At 46.4% G+C, this 15,301-nt stretch carries 15 protein-coding genes; 4 read left to right on the top strand and 11 right to left on the bottom strand.

From position 1 onward, the window contains the following. The first annotated feature begins 73 nt into the window (after positions 1-73). Positions 74-1,495: an IS1182 family transposase gene (locus EDD67_RS04755; protein WP_121438903.1), complete on the top strand. Its 1,422-nt coding sequence runs from the start codon at positions 74-76 to the stop codon at positions 1,493-1,495. Positions 1,496-1,549: 54 nt separating this feature from the next. On the opposite strand, the gene EDD67_RS04750 is transcribed toward EDD67_RS04755, so the two are convergent. Beyond that, positions 1,550-1,987, bottom strand: a complete 438-nt coding sequence (locus tag EDD67_RS04750; protein WP_093071624.1) for an SRPBCC family protein — start codon at positions 1,985-1,987, stop codon at positions 1,550-1,552. A gap of 77 nt (positions 1,988-2,064) precedes the next feature. Between EDD67_RS04750 and EDD67_RS04745 the strand changes: the two genes are divergently transcribed. After that, complete coding sequence (locus EDD67_RS04745; RefSeq protein WP_121438904.1) at positions 2,065-3,300, top strand: DUF4236 domain-containing protein; 1,236 nt, start codon at positions 2,065-2,067, stop codon at positions 3,298-3,300. Positions 3,301-3,339: 39 nt separating this feature from the next. Here EDD67_RS04745 and EDD67_RS04740 read toward each other — a convergent pair whose 3' ends face one another. The 6 genes from EDD67_RS04740 to EDD67_RS04715 form a co-directional block, all read right to left on the bottom strand. Then, positions 3,340-3,780, bottom strand: a complete 441-nt coding sequence (locus EDD67_RS04740; protein ID WP_121438905.1) for a YaaR family protein — start codon at positions 3,778-3,780, stop codon at positions 3,340-3,342. Between the two features lie 109 nt (positions 3,781-3,889). Further along, a complete protein-coding gene (locus EDD67_RS04735; RefSeq protein ID WP_093071627.1) occupies positions 3,890-4,738 on the bottom strand; it encodes a flagellin N-terminal helical domain-containing protein in 849 nt (282 codons plus the stop codon). Between the two features lie 19 nt (positions 4,739-4,757). Beyond that, positions 4,758-5,171, bottom strand: coding sequence for a flagellar export chaperone FliS (gene fliS, locus EDD67_RS04730; protein ID WP_093071628.1), 414 nt, complete (start codon positions 5,169-5,171; stop codon positions 4,758-4,760). A gap of 66 nt (positions 5,172-5,237) precedes the next feature. Next, the gene (locus EDD67_RS04725) at positions 5,238-5,537 is read right to left on the bottom strand and encodes an EscU/YscU/HrcU family type III secretion system export apparatus switch protein (RefSeq protein ID WP_093071629.1); all 300 of its coding nucleotides are present in this window, start codon (positions 5,535-5,537) and stop codon (positions 5,238-5,240) included. Further along, the gene (locus EDD67_RS04720; RefSeq protein ID WP_121438906.1) at positions 5,534-7,924 is read right to left on the bottom strand and encodes a hypothetical protein; all 2,391 of its coding nucleotides are present in this window, start codon (positions 7,922-7,924) and stop codon (positions 5,534-5,536) included. Before EDD67_RS04720 ends, EDD67_RS04725 begins: the two co-directional genes overlap by 4 nt. A gap of 101 nt (positions 7,925-8,025) precedes the next feature. Then, positions 8,026-9,306, bottom strand: a complete 1,281-nt coding sequence (locus EDD67_RS04715; RefSeq protein WP_121438907.1) for a DNA polymerase IV — start codon at positions 9,304-9,306, stop codon at positions 8,026-8,028. A gap of 222 nt (positions 9,307-9,528) precedes the next feature. Here EDD67_RS04715 and EDD67_RS04710 point away from each other — a divergent pair, with 222 nt between their 5' ends. Further along, positions 9,529-9,726, top strand: a complete 198-nt coding sequence (locus tag EDD67_RS04710) for a hypothetical protein (RefSeq protein WP_121438908.1) — start codon at positions 9,529-9,531, stop codon at positions 9,724-9,726. A gap of 19 nt (positions 9,727-9,745) precedes the next feature. On the opposite strand, the gene EDD67_RS04705 is transcribed toward EDD67_RS04710, so the two are convergent. The 4 genes from EDD67_RS04705 to EDD67_RS04690 form a co-directional block, all read right to left on the bottom strand. Continuing rightward, positions 9,746-10,867 carry a M20/M25/M40 family metallo-hydrolase gene (locus tag EDD67_RS04705; protein WP_121438909.1) on the bottom strand — a complete coding sequence of 374 codons (1,122 nt, stop codon included), beginning with the start codon at positions 10,865-10,867 and terminating at the stop codon, positions 9,746-9,748. Positions 10,868-10,948: 81 nt separating this feature from the next. Then, positions 10,949-12,496: an acyl-CoA carboxylase subunit beta gene (locus tag EDD67_RS04700; protein WP_121438910.1), complete on the bottom strand. Its 1,548-nt coding sequence runs from the start codon at positions 12,494-12,496 to the stop codon at positions 10,949-10,951. Continuing rightward, positions 12,471-13,349 carry a methylmalonyl-CoA epimerase gene (gene mce, locus EDD67_RS04695; protein WP_121438911.1) on the bottom strand — a complete coding sequence of 293 codons (879 nt, stop codon included), beginning with the start codon at positions 13,347-13,349 and terminating at the stop codon, positions 12,471-12,473. The genes EDD67_RS04700 and mce overlap by 26 nt, the downstream gene beginning before the upstream one ends. Before the next feature lie 20 nt (positions 13,350-13,369). Continuing rightward, positions 13,370-15,007, bottom strand: coding sequence for an acyl-CoA mutase large subunit family protein (locus EDD67_RS04690; protein ID WP_121438912.1), 1,638 nt, complete (start codon positions 15,005-15,007; stop codon positions 13,370-13,372). 175 nt (positions 15,008-15,182) lie between these two features. Between EDD67_RS04690 and prli42 the strand changes: the two genes are divergently transcribed. Then, positions 15,183-15,272 carry a stressosome-associated protein Prli42 gene (gene prli42 / locus EDD67_RS13820; RefSeq protein WP_154718739.1) on the top strand — a complete coding sequence of 30 codons (90 nt, stop codon included), beginning with the start codon at positions 15,183-15,185 and terminating at the stop codon, positions 15,270-15,272. Positions 15,273-15,301 lie beyond the last annotated feature (29 nt).

Here is a 15,301-nt window from a genome sequence, read left to right as displayed (position 1 = left end):
TCCGCGGGAGTCTCGCGGGTTTTTCGCCAGCAGCCTTCCGAAGTCATCATCTATGAATTCAGGGGTGAAAGGAATGCTCTCGAAGAACTTAGCTGATAAACGCATGAATATGGAAATGGTTTGGATGGACGACTTGGTCCCATCCGATCACTTGGTCCGAAAACTCGATGCGGCGATTGATTTTGATTTTATTTATCCAATGGTCGAAGACCTTTATGCATCGAATAACGGACGTCCAAGTGTGGACCCTGTTGTGTTCATGAAACTTGTATTTCTGCAATATACCTTCGGTATTTCTTCCATGCGGCAAACAATTCGAGAAGTGGAAACAAACATCGCTTATCGTTGGTTTCTTGGGATTGGGTTTCAAGATCCCGTTCCGCATTTCTCAACATTCGGCAAAAATTATATCCGGCGCTTTGAAGGAACGGACCTGTTTGAACAAATTTTTTATCATATTCTTAAAGAAGCCATGGCGGCCGGCTTTGTCGATCCGGACGTAGCATTTATTGATTCCACGCATGTGAAAGCCCATGCCAATAAAAAGAAAGTGCTGAAAAAGACCGTTCGAAAGGAATCGGTCGCTTACCAAGCCAAATTAGAAGAAGAGATCAATATTGACCGGGAGGATCAAGGAAAAAAGCCGCTGCCTCCTTCATCGAAACCGGAGATGAAGGAGGTTAAGCAAAGCCCGACGGACCCTGAATCAGGCTATTTTGTCAAAAACGAACGCGAACGGCTTTTTGCTTATACCTATCATGCCGGCTGTGACCGAAACGGTTTTATTTTAGGTGCAGCTGTGAAACCTGCTAATGTCCATGACAATCAAGTCTTTTTTGAGGTATATGAGAACATTAAGAAACATGTGCGAAAGCCGCTCACCGTCGCTGTCGATGCCGGGTATAAGACCCCGACGATTGCCAAATTTCTAGCTGAGGAATCGGTCCGCCCTGTTATGCCTTACAAGCGTCCGCAAACCCCAAAGGGGTACCTTAAGAAGCACGATTTTGTTTATGATGACTATTATGACTGTTATATTTGTCCGCAATTACATATCCTTCGTTATCAAACAACGAATCGCGAAGGAAAGCGGGTGTATATCTCTGATCCGGACGTTTGCCGTGATTGTCCGCTCCTTGCCGTATGCACAAAGAGTGCCAACCTGCAAAAAGTCGTGGAACGGCATATTTGGCAAGCGTACTTGGATGAAGCCGAACATCTACGACACACCGATTACAACAAGGCTGTATATCAACGCCGGAGCGAAACGATTGAGCGAGCTTTTGGCGACTTGAAAGAAAAGCATGGTCTGCGCTGGACCCGTTTAAAGGGAATTGCCCGAAACGAGGCGCAGGCGATGCTCGTCTTTGCGGCTATGAACTTAAAAAAGATGGCGAAATGGAAGTGGAAACACCGCCATCCGTCGGGTGGCATCACCGTTGTTATACAATTTTCCAAAAAAATAGACAAACCCCGTCTTCAAGTCGCAGCTTGAGACAAGGTTTGTCGACACTCTGACCGTCCCTCTAAAGAAGAGGGACGGTTTTCTTTATCGTGCCGAAAATAATTTGTTTAGTTGCCTCTTGCGGTCGAAAAACATTCCGCTAAGCATCAATTTAATAAGCGGAGCCGGCAGGAAAGATTCAAACGTGACCCGGTCAATCATTTTTGTCGTCGATTCATCTACCGCTTTAAACGCGTGAACATGGCGCCAAGATTTAAACGGGAAAGGAATGTCTTCTCCCTCATCGATGAAATAACGCTCCGCTGACAACTCGGTGATACGTCCGTGCCAGTTCAAGCTGATGAATCCAAAATGAAGTTTAAGTTTCACCTCTGCGTCTTGTTCCACAAGGTGATCACCGAAGACCTTTACTTTCGGAAAACCGGTGATTGCTGCGAGATTTTCGTTTTTCTGAAAAAAATCCCAAGTATCGTTAAGCGGTCTGGGAATCAATGTCGCATAGTAAAATGTACCCTTAAACATAAACTCACCCTTTCGATTCAGATAGAACTATCATAAACTATAAGGAAAGAAATTACAAAAGAAGGAGGTCTGCTGTCATGAGTTTACGTTTTCGCAAACGTGTGAAAGTTGCACCCGGAGTCAGGCTCAATTTTAGCAAAAGAGGGATCAGCGCTTCGGCAGGTCCGCGCGGCGCTTCGGTAACTGCAGGCAAACGCGGACTCTACGGAAATGCAGGAATACCTGGAACAGGTCTTTCATACCGATCGAAGCTGAACAGTGCTCCTTCGGGCACTAAACGATCTTCTGTTCAACAAAATTCCCAAACCGGTAAAGGAAGCCGCCCTGTCCAAGTGGAATGGAACGACAACACCAGAGATGTAGAATTTAAGCAAGCAGACGGCACCCCGTTGAATGATGAAGAAATTCGAAGTGTCCGAAAAGCTTATAAAAAACAGCTGACAGCGATATACCAAGAAAAAGCGACTGAAATTAATGAGCGGACAAACCGGCTGACCCGTCTTCACCATGAACTTTTTGACAATCAAACCGACTTGGATGCAAAAGCAAACGAACCGTTAGAAAACATGCCTGAGGAACCGGTCTATGCAACGATTTTCAAAGAAACAGCTGATGATGAAAAGAGACAGCTTCCGCTCTGGAAAAAAGCGCTATTGTTTCTCCCCGGACCGAAAAAAGAATTGAAAAACTTAGTTGAACAGAAGGCGGAGAAAAAATGGCAGGAAAACTTGCAGACCTATAATGAAGAAACGGATTTGTTAAACGAAGAGCATTCCCACCGGGAAGAATTGTTGCAGCAAGTGCTTAACGGAAACGCCGAGGCAATGGAAGAGTGGACAGCGATCTTCTTTGATGAACTCGATTTCCCGCTGGAAACAAATGTTGATTACGATATCTTATCTGCCGAACATGCCGCTGCAGATATTGACTTGCCAAATTTAGACGATATTCCAAATGAAGAAGCAGAAGTATTAAAATCAGGAAAGCTGAAAATTTCCGAAAAAACTCAGCGCAGCCGAAGAGAAGATTATGCCTTCCTCGTCGGCGGAAGCGCTTTGTACATAGCGAGTTTTTTCTTCGCCCACTTGCCGACATTAAAAACCATCACGATATCGGGGTACAATCAGCGGCTTGATCAATCAACCGGACACCACGTTGATCATTATATTTACAGTTTGATCATTGACCGGGAAATGCTGTATTCTTTTCATGCTTCGCAAATTCACCCGATTGAAGCCTTTACACATTTTAACCCCAGACTTAATGCGACGAAAACGTATATTTTTAAAGAGATTGAACCTTACGAAATATAAAAAAGCGCAACGGGAAGGACGACCCGTTGCGCTTTTTTATTAAGCATACATATTGACTAAAAGACCGCGTATCTCGCCGATCGTATTTAAGATGTCCAATGACTTTTTTTGTTCGTTCAGTACTTTATCGGTCAAATCAATCAGTTTATCATCCACTTCTTTGACGATTTTATAAACTTTCGTTTTTCCGCGCCGGTTAAAACCTTTGCGTTCCTCTAATTCCAAACCGAGCTTCACTGCTTCATCGATAAATTCTTTAACATTAGCCTTGTATTTCCGTAATTCATCAACCGTTCTTGAATCGGCCAGCACTTTTCCTTGATCATCAACTTTTTGCAGCAAAGCTCCGAGCCGGTCGTATTTTCCTTGCTCCCGCCCCCGCTGCATAATCTCTTGAAACGATACTTTCGCTTCTGTTCCGCTCTGATTCGCGGAAGTTGACCGGTTCAGTCCTGTCTTTCCGACTTTGTTGATATCCACGCAACCGACTCCTTTTAAGATGATTACTTTATTGTAATTATACCGTTTTTTCTTTCGCGAGGGAATAATTGAACAGACTGCTCATACAAGCAGTCTGTTTAAGCGGATGTTATTGAAGCAATTCTAATACGCCTTGCGGCAATTGATTAGCTTGGGCGAGCATCGCCGTTGCTGACTGATTCAAAATATTATTTTTCGTAAACTCGGTCATTTCTTCAGCCATGTCTGTGTCGCGGATACGCGATTCAGCACTGGACAAGTTCTCCTGAGTCACCTGCAAATTGTTGATCGTATGTTCCATCCGGTTCTGCACAGCTCCCATTTCAGAGCGGGCATCCGAGACATCGGCAATAGCAGCATCAAAAGACACAATTGCATTGTTGGCCGACTCATTATCCGTGACATCAACATTACCGAGTCCGAGCCGTTCACTGTTCATTATAGGGATATCAACATCGACGGTTTGATCGGCATTCGGGCCGATTTGAAACATTAACGCCAGAGCATTATCTTCAATGTCTGTCTCTTCATCGGCATCTTGATCTCCTGCCAAGAGCTGCTTCGTATTAAACTCTGTCTTATCAGAAATTTCATCAATTTCATCGGTCAGCTGATTAATCTCTTCTTGAATTTGCTCCCGGTCTTCGCCTTCGTAAGAATCATTGGCCGCTTGAACGGAAAGTTCGCGCATACGCTGCAGCATATCATGAACTTCCGTAAGCGCCCCTTCTGCCGTTTGAATCATTGATATACCGTCCATCGCGTTGCGTTCGGCCATATCTAATCCGCGAATTTGCGATCTCATCTTCTCCGAAATCGCCAAACCGGCAGCATCATCGGCTGCTCTGTTGATCCGCATACCCGATGACAGTTTTTCCAAGTTTTTCGATGTCGCTTCTTGGTTTTGATATAAATTACGGTAGGCATTCATGGCTTGAATATTATTGTTAATTTGCATAAAACAGCGTCACTCCTTTTTATTTGAATACAGATTGCTTTTCATACGCTTGGTGTTTCATTACCGCCGGCTTTGAAAATGATTCGGGCTTTTGTCTGACTGTCTTTTGCCACGCTTGGATGACCGGTGTCAAAAGTCCAATCACTTCATCGATTTTTGCGATATTTTTTTCGATATTCGCTTCGATTAACCGATTTGCTGCATAGTTGTAAAGCGCATCAAGCTGCTCAGCAATAATTCCTGCTTCATAATTTAACCCTGCGCCGAGCCGGTATAAAATATCGTTGCTTTGCTGCAATTTCCGGTTTGCATCCATCATATTGTTCATTTTAATCTCGTCTTTTGCTTCTTCCAGCTGGGTTAAAATCGCTTCGTACAACAATGCCGTTATCTCTTGCGGCGTTTTTTTATGCAGCGCTTCATAAGATATCATGATTCTCACCTCTTTTTTATTCCCGCTGTTCGCTTATTCCTTCTATCGGCGAAATACGTGTCTTAGTTAAATTTCTCGTTCGATTTCTTCAATCATCAGCAAAATTTCAGCAATAACAGCGTATAACTGCGGAGGGATATTTTCGCCGAGATCCATATCGATTAAATTTTCTAACAGGAGCGCGTCCTCTTCCATATGGATATTATTTTCTGCTGCCAGTTCCTTAATCCGCTCGGCAATGTAGCCTTTGCCTGATGCTACAATTTTCGGGTCTTCGCCGTTTTTCTCATCATATTTGACGACGGCGGCTGACGGGCCGTTCATTTTACGGCGGTTAACTTGATTAAACGATTGTGAAATAATCATATTTTGAAATCAAACCCTTCGTCTGTCATATGCGGGATCGGCTGCAGACGGCTGTTATCATCGCCGTCAGGTTCTTCTGTCAGCTTAGCGGTTTGTTGCTCTTCTTCGTTTATCGTCATCGGCTGAACCCGGATATTTTTCGGCTCAAAACCGATTTCTTCAAGCTGTGACATGTATTTTTCAGTCAGCGGCTCAGCATGCTCAGCAAATCCGGCGGTATCATTTTTTAAAGTCACATTCAATGAGCGGTCAACAGCTTGCAGCGAAATGCCGAGCGAACCGAGATTTTTCGTTTCAATGTGAAAATATAAGTGACAATTTTCCCAATCGACGGTTTCACCGTCTTCGCGGCCGTTCACATAAACTTGTAAATTTTCTTCTTCCCCTTTTACGGTGACAGGTATATGAAACATATGCATATTGTTTTGCTGGGAATCGTTGCGGTTTAATAACTGTTGACCGTTTACTTGCTGCAACGATTGCTGCGCCTGCTGCTGCGATGAACGACCGCGTTCGTCTTCACCGTTGGCCAGCTGCATTAATATCGATTTTATATTTCTCTGTTGTGCTTCATTCGGCATTTCACGCCCTTGTACTAGCGCTTGCGAGATTTCCGCTTCCCGCGTCAAACCGATGCCTCTCATCCCCTCAAAAATTTGTCTGCCTGAACCTTCATTTTGCATAAATGATCTTGAATTTTGTTCCATCTGTTGGGAAAGCCGGTGAACGGGCGGTTTCGTCTCCTGCCATTGCTGTTCTTGACTTACAATATGCTGCACGCGCTGTTGAGCAGGACGGAAGTTCATTTGCTCCATCGTTTGCTGAACTTGACGGACGATTTGTCTCGCTTCATTCACGTTTCCTTGTTTCAGCATTTTTTTGGCATCCGCCAATTGGCTGCTTACGCCAAGCAGCTTTCTCTCCGTCTTCATATCTGTAAACATCATCCAATCACTGCGCATAATTTGCCGATCGATTTGTTTAATGACGCTTTCCAATGAAGGCTGCGCTGTTGATTGCGGCTGATTTCGAATCATCGTGTCAATTCGGTTCAATTGCTTCACAGCATCGCGCTGAAACGTCTTAAATTCATCAGTAGCCTGGGCGAGCCTTTCGGTTACTTCCGTAATCAACAGACTTTTCGATGATTTTGCGCTTGCCGGGACGAACTCATTTTGCATATACTGCCGTGCTTCAACGCGCGATTCTTCCATTTGCAGCGGCTGAGGAACCGCTGTCGAAGCAGTCATGACTTGCTGGATCGTTGCTGTTAAAACTTGACGTGCTTGCAACTCTCTTCCCTGATCATTGCTTTTTTCTGCTGATCTTGCTCCTTCGTTCAATTGCTGTCTGACCGATTCAGACTGGTTAGAATCCGTTGCTGCACGCTGAACAGCCTCAATCGCCCGGGTAATATCCGGTTCATCTGCTACAGCTGTCTTTAACGCCGACAGGCTTGTGTTGCCTGCAGATGACGAGTCTGAAAACTGCCGGATAAGCTGATCCATTCGAGACACAGCTGCTTTGCGTCCCGATAAAGCTTGCGCAGAAATCATTTCGCGGAGCGCGCTGTTTACAGCTTGATTGACAGAGGTATTCTCCGAACGTTGCGCTGTTTGCTGCAGCTGCTCGATCGCTTGACGCAAACCTTGTCCGTTTGACAGGGCAGCCCGGACATTTTGGATGTCATTAAGCAGAGCGCTGTGCGGGTTCGTTTGTGAGGAGCTTTCTCGCACCGGCTGTGATTGTAAGGACTGGTTAAATAACCGTCCGTTATCAGCTGCCTCCCCGTGGTGAGAAACTGCAGATCGCGGAGCATCCCCTGTCATATGACTGATTTGCCTTGACAAACTTTGCCCGTGAAGCGCTTCATGTACGGCGCGAATTTGATTGGCCGTCGGTTCAATCCGCTTGTTTGCCATTGTATTTAAGGTTTGTTCTCGCTGTGCTGATGTTCCTTGATTTGATTGTATGTATTGATTCATATTTTGCACCGTTTCCCTTGTTAACGGGACTCCTCGATCGAGCATCCGCTGGGCTGTACGTCGAAGCTCCGGACTCGTATCGCGGTGGCCGAGATTTCTAAGTGCTTGTTCGACCGTTTGACCGCCAGCAGATCCTCCGCTGCGGCTGTTTCCGCCGCCAATGCTTCGCATCTGTACAATCCCGTCTTCTGAACGCCCGCGAACTTCGACATTAACCCGCTCACGGTCCGGAACTTTCCCCTCGAATTTTGCTTTTACTTCCTGTCCGCGCACCGAGACGACGGCTTCTCTGTCTGAAACACGTTTTTCGATTTTAGCACGGTATACTTCGCCTTCACGCATATTCAGCGAACGGTCATTTCCTTTACCGTTCAGACTGAGCTGCTGCCCCGATATTTCCATAACAGCGTCTCCTCTCTTATGCTGCACTTTACGTAATTTATATCGGCGGGAAATAAAAAAAGTTGAGCTCTTCAGCGATTTTACTCGGCTGAGCTCAACATTTATTCTTCGGTCTGATTATTATTAAAAATATCTTCGCGCAAAAAATCTTTTTCAAGACTTGTTCCGCGTTTTTTCTTATCTCGAATCTGGTCGCTTCGGTCTCTTTCGCTCATCTGTCTGCCGCGCAAAAGAGATTCTTCCCCGTATTTATTGCGCAATTGATCGACAACACCGCTTAAACGTTCATCTTTTAAATCGCGCTTGTAATCAAATAAATCGAGCTGTTTTACCGCTTTTCCTTCTTCTACTAAATCGAGTCCTGTAATGCCGAGAAGCCGAATAGGCGTCTGATTCCAGTAGGTTTCCCAAAGAAACCAAGCGGCTTGAAAAATGTCATCTTGATTATTTACCGGATGAGGAAGCTGCCGCGAGCGGGTAATCGTTTTTCTGTCATGATAGCGAATCGTCAATTGAACATTTCCGGCATACACATGTTTGCGCCGCAGGCGTCGGCCGACGGAATCAGCCAAGTTCATCAATACTTTTCTCACCGTTGCTTGATTAACGGTATCTTCAGGGAGGGTCGTCGAATTGCCGATGCTTTTAAAATCATGCACAGCATCAGGGTCTACCGGACGTTCATCGATCCCGTGCGCTTTTTCATACATTCTCCGTCCCGCTACGCCAAAATATTGTTCTAAATAGTGCGGCTCTTGATGAGCGATATCACCGATCGTTAAAATGCCGAGCCTCGTCAATTTTTCACCGGTTTTACTGCCGATCCCGTGCATTTTCACTGCATCCATCGGCCATAGAACATCCGGAACTTGCCGCTTTCTTAACACAGTAATGCCAAACGGTTTTTTCATGTCGCTCGCCATTTTTGCTAAAAATTTATTCGGAGCAATGCCGATGCTTGAAGGAAGCTGAAGCTCATTGTTTAACCGGGCTTGAATATGACCTGCTAAATCGACCGGGTGAGTTCCTCTTTCTATAGCTGTTACATCCATATACCCTTCATCAATTGATACCGGCTGTACAAGCGGCGTGTATTCATACAGCAATTGAAACATTTGTTGCGACAAATCGCGGTACCTGTCAAAATTCGGTTCTCGCACTAACAAACCCGGGCAGGCTTTCTCAGCTTCCCAAAGCGGCATCGGGGGTTTCACCCCTTTTGCTCTCGCTTCGTAACTGGCTGTTACAACAATTCCCCGGCGCTCTCGCGCATTGCCGGCAATCGCCAAAGGTTTTCCTTTCAACGACGGATCGAACGCTGCTTCGACAGACGCATAAAAACTGTTCATATCAACATGAAAGATAACCCTGTGCTGTGGCATTTTCTCATTCCTTTAATTTCGTCTTATCGTCAATTTTATCTCGTTTCGCTTCATTCGTAAACGAACGAACGTTCTGATTTGTCCCGGCGCTTCCCGGATTGTGTATGGAAGGATTAATAATTCGTCGATGAAATTTACACAATTTACTATTTTGTTTACTACATTGTTTCCAAAAAATATGGTATTATAAACAGTACAAAGGTGAAAGGTGGGATCACTTTTATGGATACAGGCACACAGTTTTCTTGCAGATACACTGAGGTTTTGCACCGCATTGTGGATATCGTAACCGATTATGCGTATAATGACCGGCCTTCACCTACGATTAAACAACTGTCTGTAAAAACCGGCTACTCAGAAGAGGTCATCTTAGAATCTATGGAATACGGAAATTATAACGACTGGATGTTTCTGCATTAGAAACATCCAGTCGTTTTGTTTATTCGTTTTCAGCACCTGTGCGAATCAACGCTACAACCAGTTCGGCCGCTTTGACCAGTTCCTCTTCCGGAATCACTTCAGCTGTCGTATGAATCTCTTCGTAACCGACGCCGAGGTTCATCGTAGGAATCCCCAGTCCGGCGATCACATTGGCATCGCTTCCGCCGCCGCTGTGTTTGATTTCCGCGGACCGGCCGATTGCTGTGACTGCTTTCTTGGCTAAGTTAACAATCTCGTCTTCCGGAGCGTGTTTAAAACCCGGGTAGACGTAAGTCGTTTCAATATCCGCTGTTACACCGTATTTATCGGCGGATGTGTTCAAGGCATCCGTCATTAGACGCAGTTGCTCGGTTAATTTGTTTTTTTCAAGCGACCGGGCTTCTGCATGAATATCAACACGGTCACAAACGACATTCGTAGCTCCGCCCCCTTCAATCCGGCCGATATTTGCAGTTGTATCTGCATCAATCCGCCCAAGCGGCATCGCTGCAATCGCTTCGGAGGCCACTTTAATTGCAGATACGCCCCGCTCGGGCGCAACACCCGCATGCGCCTTTTTACCGTTCATGACAACATTTAATTTTGCTTGATTCGGCGCAGCCGTAATTAACGTGCCGACTTTGCCGTCGCTGTCGAGAGCATAGCCGTAAGAAGCTTGAATATCGGATTTTTTTAATGCTCTTGCACCGACTAAACCGGACTCTTCACCGACCGTAATAACAAATTGAACAGTACCGTGAACGTCTCCTTCTTCTTGCAGCACTTTAACCGCTTCGAGCATCGCAGCCAAGCCTGCTTTATCATCTGCCCCGAGCACCGTCGTCCCGTCTGAACGGATCATCCCGTTCTCTCTCACCGGCACCACCCCTTTTCCGGGAACAACCGTATCCATATGGGAAGTGAAGTACATCGGTTCTGCATCAGCAGCGCCTTCCAACGTGCAGATCAGGTTTCCTGCCCCGTGCCCGGTCATCTCGGCAGCCCCGTCTTCATAAACGGACAGCCCCAACGAGCGGAACTTCTCGGTTAACACATCGGCGATCCGCCGCTCATATTTTGTTTCGGAATCAATTTGCACCAGTTCTAAAAACTCATTAATTAAACGTTCTGTATTCATCATTTTTCCTCCATCCATTGTGTACATTGACCTGTTAGCTATTTTAGCAAAAAAACGCGCCGGGAAGAATCATCCCGGCTCGTTTTATAAAGGAATATTTCCGTGTTTTTTTGTCGGCCGTGCTTCAGTTTTATTTCGAAGCATTCGAAGATGTTTCATAACGATGGCTCTCGTCTCGCGCGGGTCAATGACATCGTCAACCATCCCGTTTGCAGCAGCGATGTACGGATTCGCAAATTTTTCGCGATATAGATTTATTTTTTCGTTGCGGACCTTTTCAGGGTCGTCTGCTTCTTTTATTTCTTTCGCAAAAATTACACTCGCTGCACCGTGGGGACCCATAACGGCGATTTCTGCGTTCGGCCAAGCAAGGACAATATCCGCGCCGATTGATTTACTGTTCAACGCGACATATGCACCGCCGTAAGCTTTACGGGTAATCACAGTGATCTTCGGCACTGTCGCTTCCGAATAAGCGTATAAAATTTTCGCTCCGTGACGGATGATTCCGCCGTGTTCTTGCTGCACCCCCGGGAGAAACCCTGTCACATCTTCAAAGGTTAAGAGCGGAATTTGAAAACTGTCGCAAAAACGGATGAACCGGCTGATTTTATCCGAAGAATCAATGTCCAAACCTCCCGCCATTACTTTAGGCTGATTGGCAATGATCCCTATTGTCATGCCGCCGATTCTCGCAAAGCCTACGACCGCGTTTTTGGCAAAAGCCCGATGAACTTCCATAAAGCTGTCAGCGTCTGCAGTTTGCTGAATCACACGGCGGACATCATAAGGACGGGAAGGATCAATCGGCACTTCTTCGAGCAGATCATATAAAAATTCATCGCCTGACTCATAAGGATTCGCCGGCGGTTTTTCTTCGCAGCTTTGCGGTAAATACTGCAACAAAGCGCGCACCTGCAATAAAACCTCTTCTTCTGTTTCCCCGCTGAAATGAGCGTTTCCGCTTTTCGTACTGTGAACTTCCGCCCCGCCTAAAGCTTCGCTCGAGATCGATTCGCCTGTTACACTTTCGATCACTTTTGGCCCGGTTATAAACATTTTGCTCGTCTTTTCGACCATAAATACAAAGTCTGTAATCGCTGGGGAGTAAACGGCTCCGCCGGCACATGGACCCATGACTGCGGATATTTGCGGAATGACACCTGAATAGACCGCATTTCGGTAAAACACCTGCCCGTATCCGTCAAGTGAGAGCACACCTTCTTGTATCCGGGCGCCTCCGGAATCATTTAAGCCGATAAACGGCACTTTATTTTTAACTGCAAGGTCCATCGCGTGCGCGATCTTTTTCGCGTGCATCTCGCCGAGGGCTCCGCCGTAAACGGTAAAATCTTGAGCAAACAAATACACCGGCCGGCCGTGAATTTCACCGAATCCCGTCACAACACCCTCTCCCGGTGCTCCGCCTTTCTCTAATCCTTCTTCGTCGAAACGGTGCTCTATAAACGGGCTCAGTTCAGTGAATGTTCCTTCATCAAGCAGTACGTCAATTCGTTCGCGTGCGGTCCATTTCCCTTTTTCATGCTGCGTATTGATGCGCTCATCGCCGCCGCCTTGTTCGACACGGCGCCGTTTATCGTATAATTCATTGATTTTTTCGTACATATCCATCAGCGCGCTCCCCCGTTTCTGCCGCAGGTTCTTCGTCGTCAACCAATTCGATCAGTGTACCGAATGCAGCGGCCGGATGTAAAAAAGCAATTTCGTCTCCCTCAGCCCCTCGCCGCGGCTTTTCGTCAATCAAGCGAACCCCTTCTTTTTGCAGCTGCAGAAGCCGGGCTTCGATGCCGCTGACAGCTAAGGCGACATGATGGAGACCTTCGCCGCGCTTTTCGATAAACCGATGGATCGAACTCTGTTCATCCAAGGGTTCAATCAGTTCTAAACGAGCGTTTCCCAGCGGTATAAAGGCTACGTTCACACCCTGTTCAGGCACGGAGAACGTTTCACCTGCTGTTACGTGAAAATGACGCTGATAAAAATCGGCGGCCTCCTCGATTGATTTGACTGCCAACCCGATGTGATCAATGCCGGCAGGCGGCGTTAGTACATCCGCTTCACCGCTGTCACGCTTTTGCCTCACCGCCCGCTCAATAAAGGCCGATATAACCGACGTCGGCGTCCCGGGCGTAAATATTTTGTCGACGCCCTTGTCCTCTAAAACAGCAATATCCTCTTTCGGGATTACCCCGCCGCCAAAAACAAGAATATCCTCGGCTCCGGCAGTGTGCAGGTTATCAAGCACTTGCGGAAATAAGACATTGTGCGCTCCTGACAGACTTGAAAGCCCGATGACATCGACATCTTCCTGCACAGCCGCTTGCACGATCTGCTGCGGCGATTGGCGCAAACCGGTATATATCACCTCCATCCCCGCATCTCTAAGTGCCTGGCTGATGACTAATGCACCGCGGTCGTGACCATCAAGCCCCGGCTTTGCAATCAGTACGCGAATTTTCTTCATCTGAACGCCTCCTCATAGGCCTAATATTCGCCAAAGACATCTCTTAATTCATTGGCTATTTCACCGACAGTTGCATAGACTTTCACAGCTTCCTTGATCGGATACATGAGATTTTCATTTGACCGGGCAGCCTCGTTGACCGCCTTTAACGCGTGTTTCACTTCAAGAGCATTGCGTGATTGCTTCAATTCACGCAGACGCTCGTGCTGCGCACTGACAAACGATTCATCGATTTGTAAAAGATCAGGGGCAGGCTCATCATTTTGTTGAAATGCATTGACACCGACGACGATTTCTTCCCCGCTTTCAATTTTTTTCTGGGTATGATAGGCCGCCCGCTGAATTTCCCGCTGCATATACATTTGTTCGACTGCCTGCACAGCACCGCCTAGTTCTTCAATCTTGTCGAGATACTCGTAAGCCTTCTCTTCAAGTTCATCTGTCAAAGATTCAATAAAGTACGAGCCCCCGAGCGGGTCAACCGTATCCGCCGCGCCGGTTTCGTAAGCCAAAATTTGCTGGGTCCGTAAAGCAATCCGCGCTGAACGCTCGGTCGGTAAAGACAATGCTTCATCCATCGCATTCGTGTGAAGACTTTGCGTTCCGCCAAGCACAGCAGCCATCGCCTGTAAAGCAACTCTGACAACGTTGTTTTCCGGCTGCTGAGCTGTTAAAGTAGATCCGGCAACTTGGGTATGGAATCGAAGCTGTTGGCTTTTCGGATTAACCGCTCCGAACTCATCGCGCATCATTTTCGCCCACATCCGCCGGGCAGCACGGAATTTAGCTGCTTCTTCGAAAAAATTGTTATGGCCGTTAAAGAAAAAAGCTACTCGGGGCGCAAATTCATCAACGTTAAGTCCGGCATCCACAGCAGATTGTATGTACGCCCGGGCGTTAGCCAATGTAAACGCCAATTCTTGAACAGCAGTCGAACCGGCTTCCCGAATATGATAACCGCTGATGCTGATCGTATTGAAGGACGGCGCTTCGTCCGCACAGTAAGAAAAAATGTCGGTAATCAAACGCATCGACGGCTTCGGCGGATAAATGTACGTGCCTCTGGCAATATATTCTTTTAAAATATCGTTTTGTATCGTCCCGCGCACACGCTCAAGCGATGCTCCCTGCTTTTCTGCTACTGTTAAATACATCGCCAGCAAAACAGCCGCCGGCGCATTGATCGTCATTGATGTGCTGACTTGATCAAGTTCGATTTCGTCAAATAACAGTTCCATATCCGCGAGCGAATCAATTGCGACGCCGACTTTGCCGACTTCGCCTAAAGCCATCGGATCATCCGAATCGTACCCGATTTGCGTAGGGAGATCGAACGCGACTGACAGCCCGGTTTGCCCTTCTGCTAACAAATATTGAAATCGTTGATTTGTTTCTGCCGCGGAACCGAAACCGGCGTATTGCCGCATCGTCCACAATTGTCCGCGATACATCGTCGGACGAATTCCGCGGGTAAATGGATATTCGCCCGGGAATCCGAGCTTCTCCATGTAAGCGCTGTCAAAATTTTTCGGCACATACAGACGGTTAATCTCAATCTCTGATGATGCAGCGAACTGTTCTTTTCGTTCCGGCTTTTTTTTCATTTCTTCTCTGACCCGTTCCTGCCATTTTTCATAATGAGCAGTAAAGTTGTCCATTCATGATCCTCCCTAGGCTAACATTTTTTGTCTGCTTCTTTATAATTAAAGATAACACGTTCTTGCCTGAGGTTGAAGAATTTCAGCTAATTTACTGACATTTCATTGAACACGGCTTGAAAAATGCTGAAAAGATGATTAAAATTAAAGTAGCATTCAAACAGGAGGGGAAAAAATGCCTCGCAGATTTCGTAAGTTAATTGTTTATATGATGATTATTGTGATGTTTTTTGGAACGGTGTTAGCCGGAGTTTCGATGTATTAATAAATAATAATGAGCAGGCAGTCTATTGA

Source organism: Salisediminibacterium halotolerans (assembly GCF_003814815.1).
GTDB lineage: Bacteria > Bacillota > Bacilli > Bacillales > Salisediminibacteriaceae > Salisediminibacterium > Salisediminibacterium halotolerans.
Note: the sequence above shows the minus strand (reverse complement) of the source record. Positions and strands in the feature narration are given on the sequence as shown.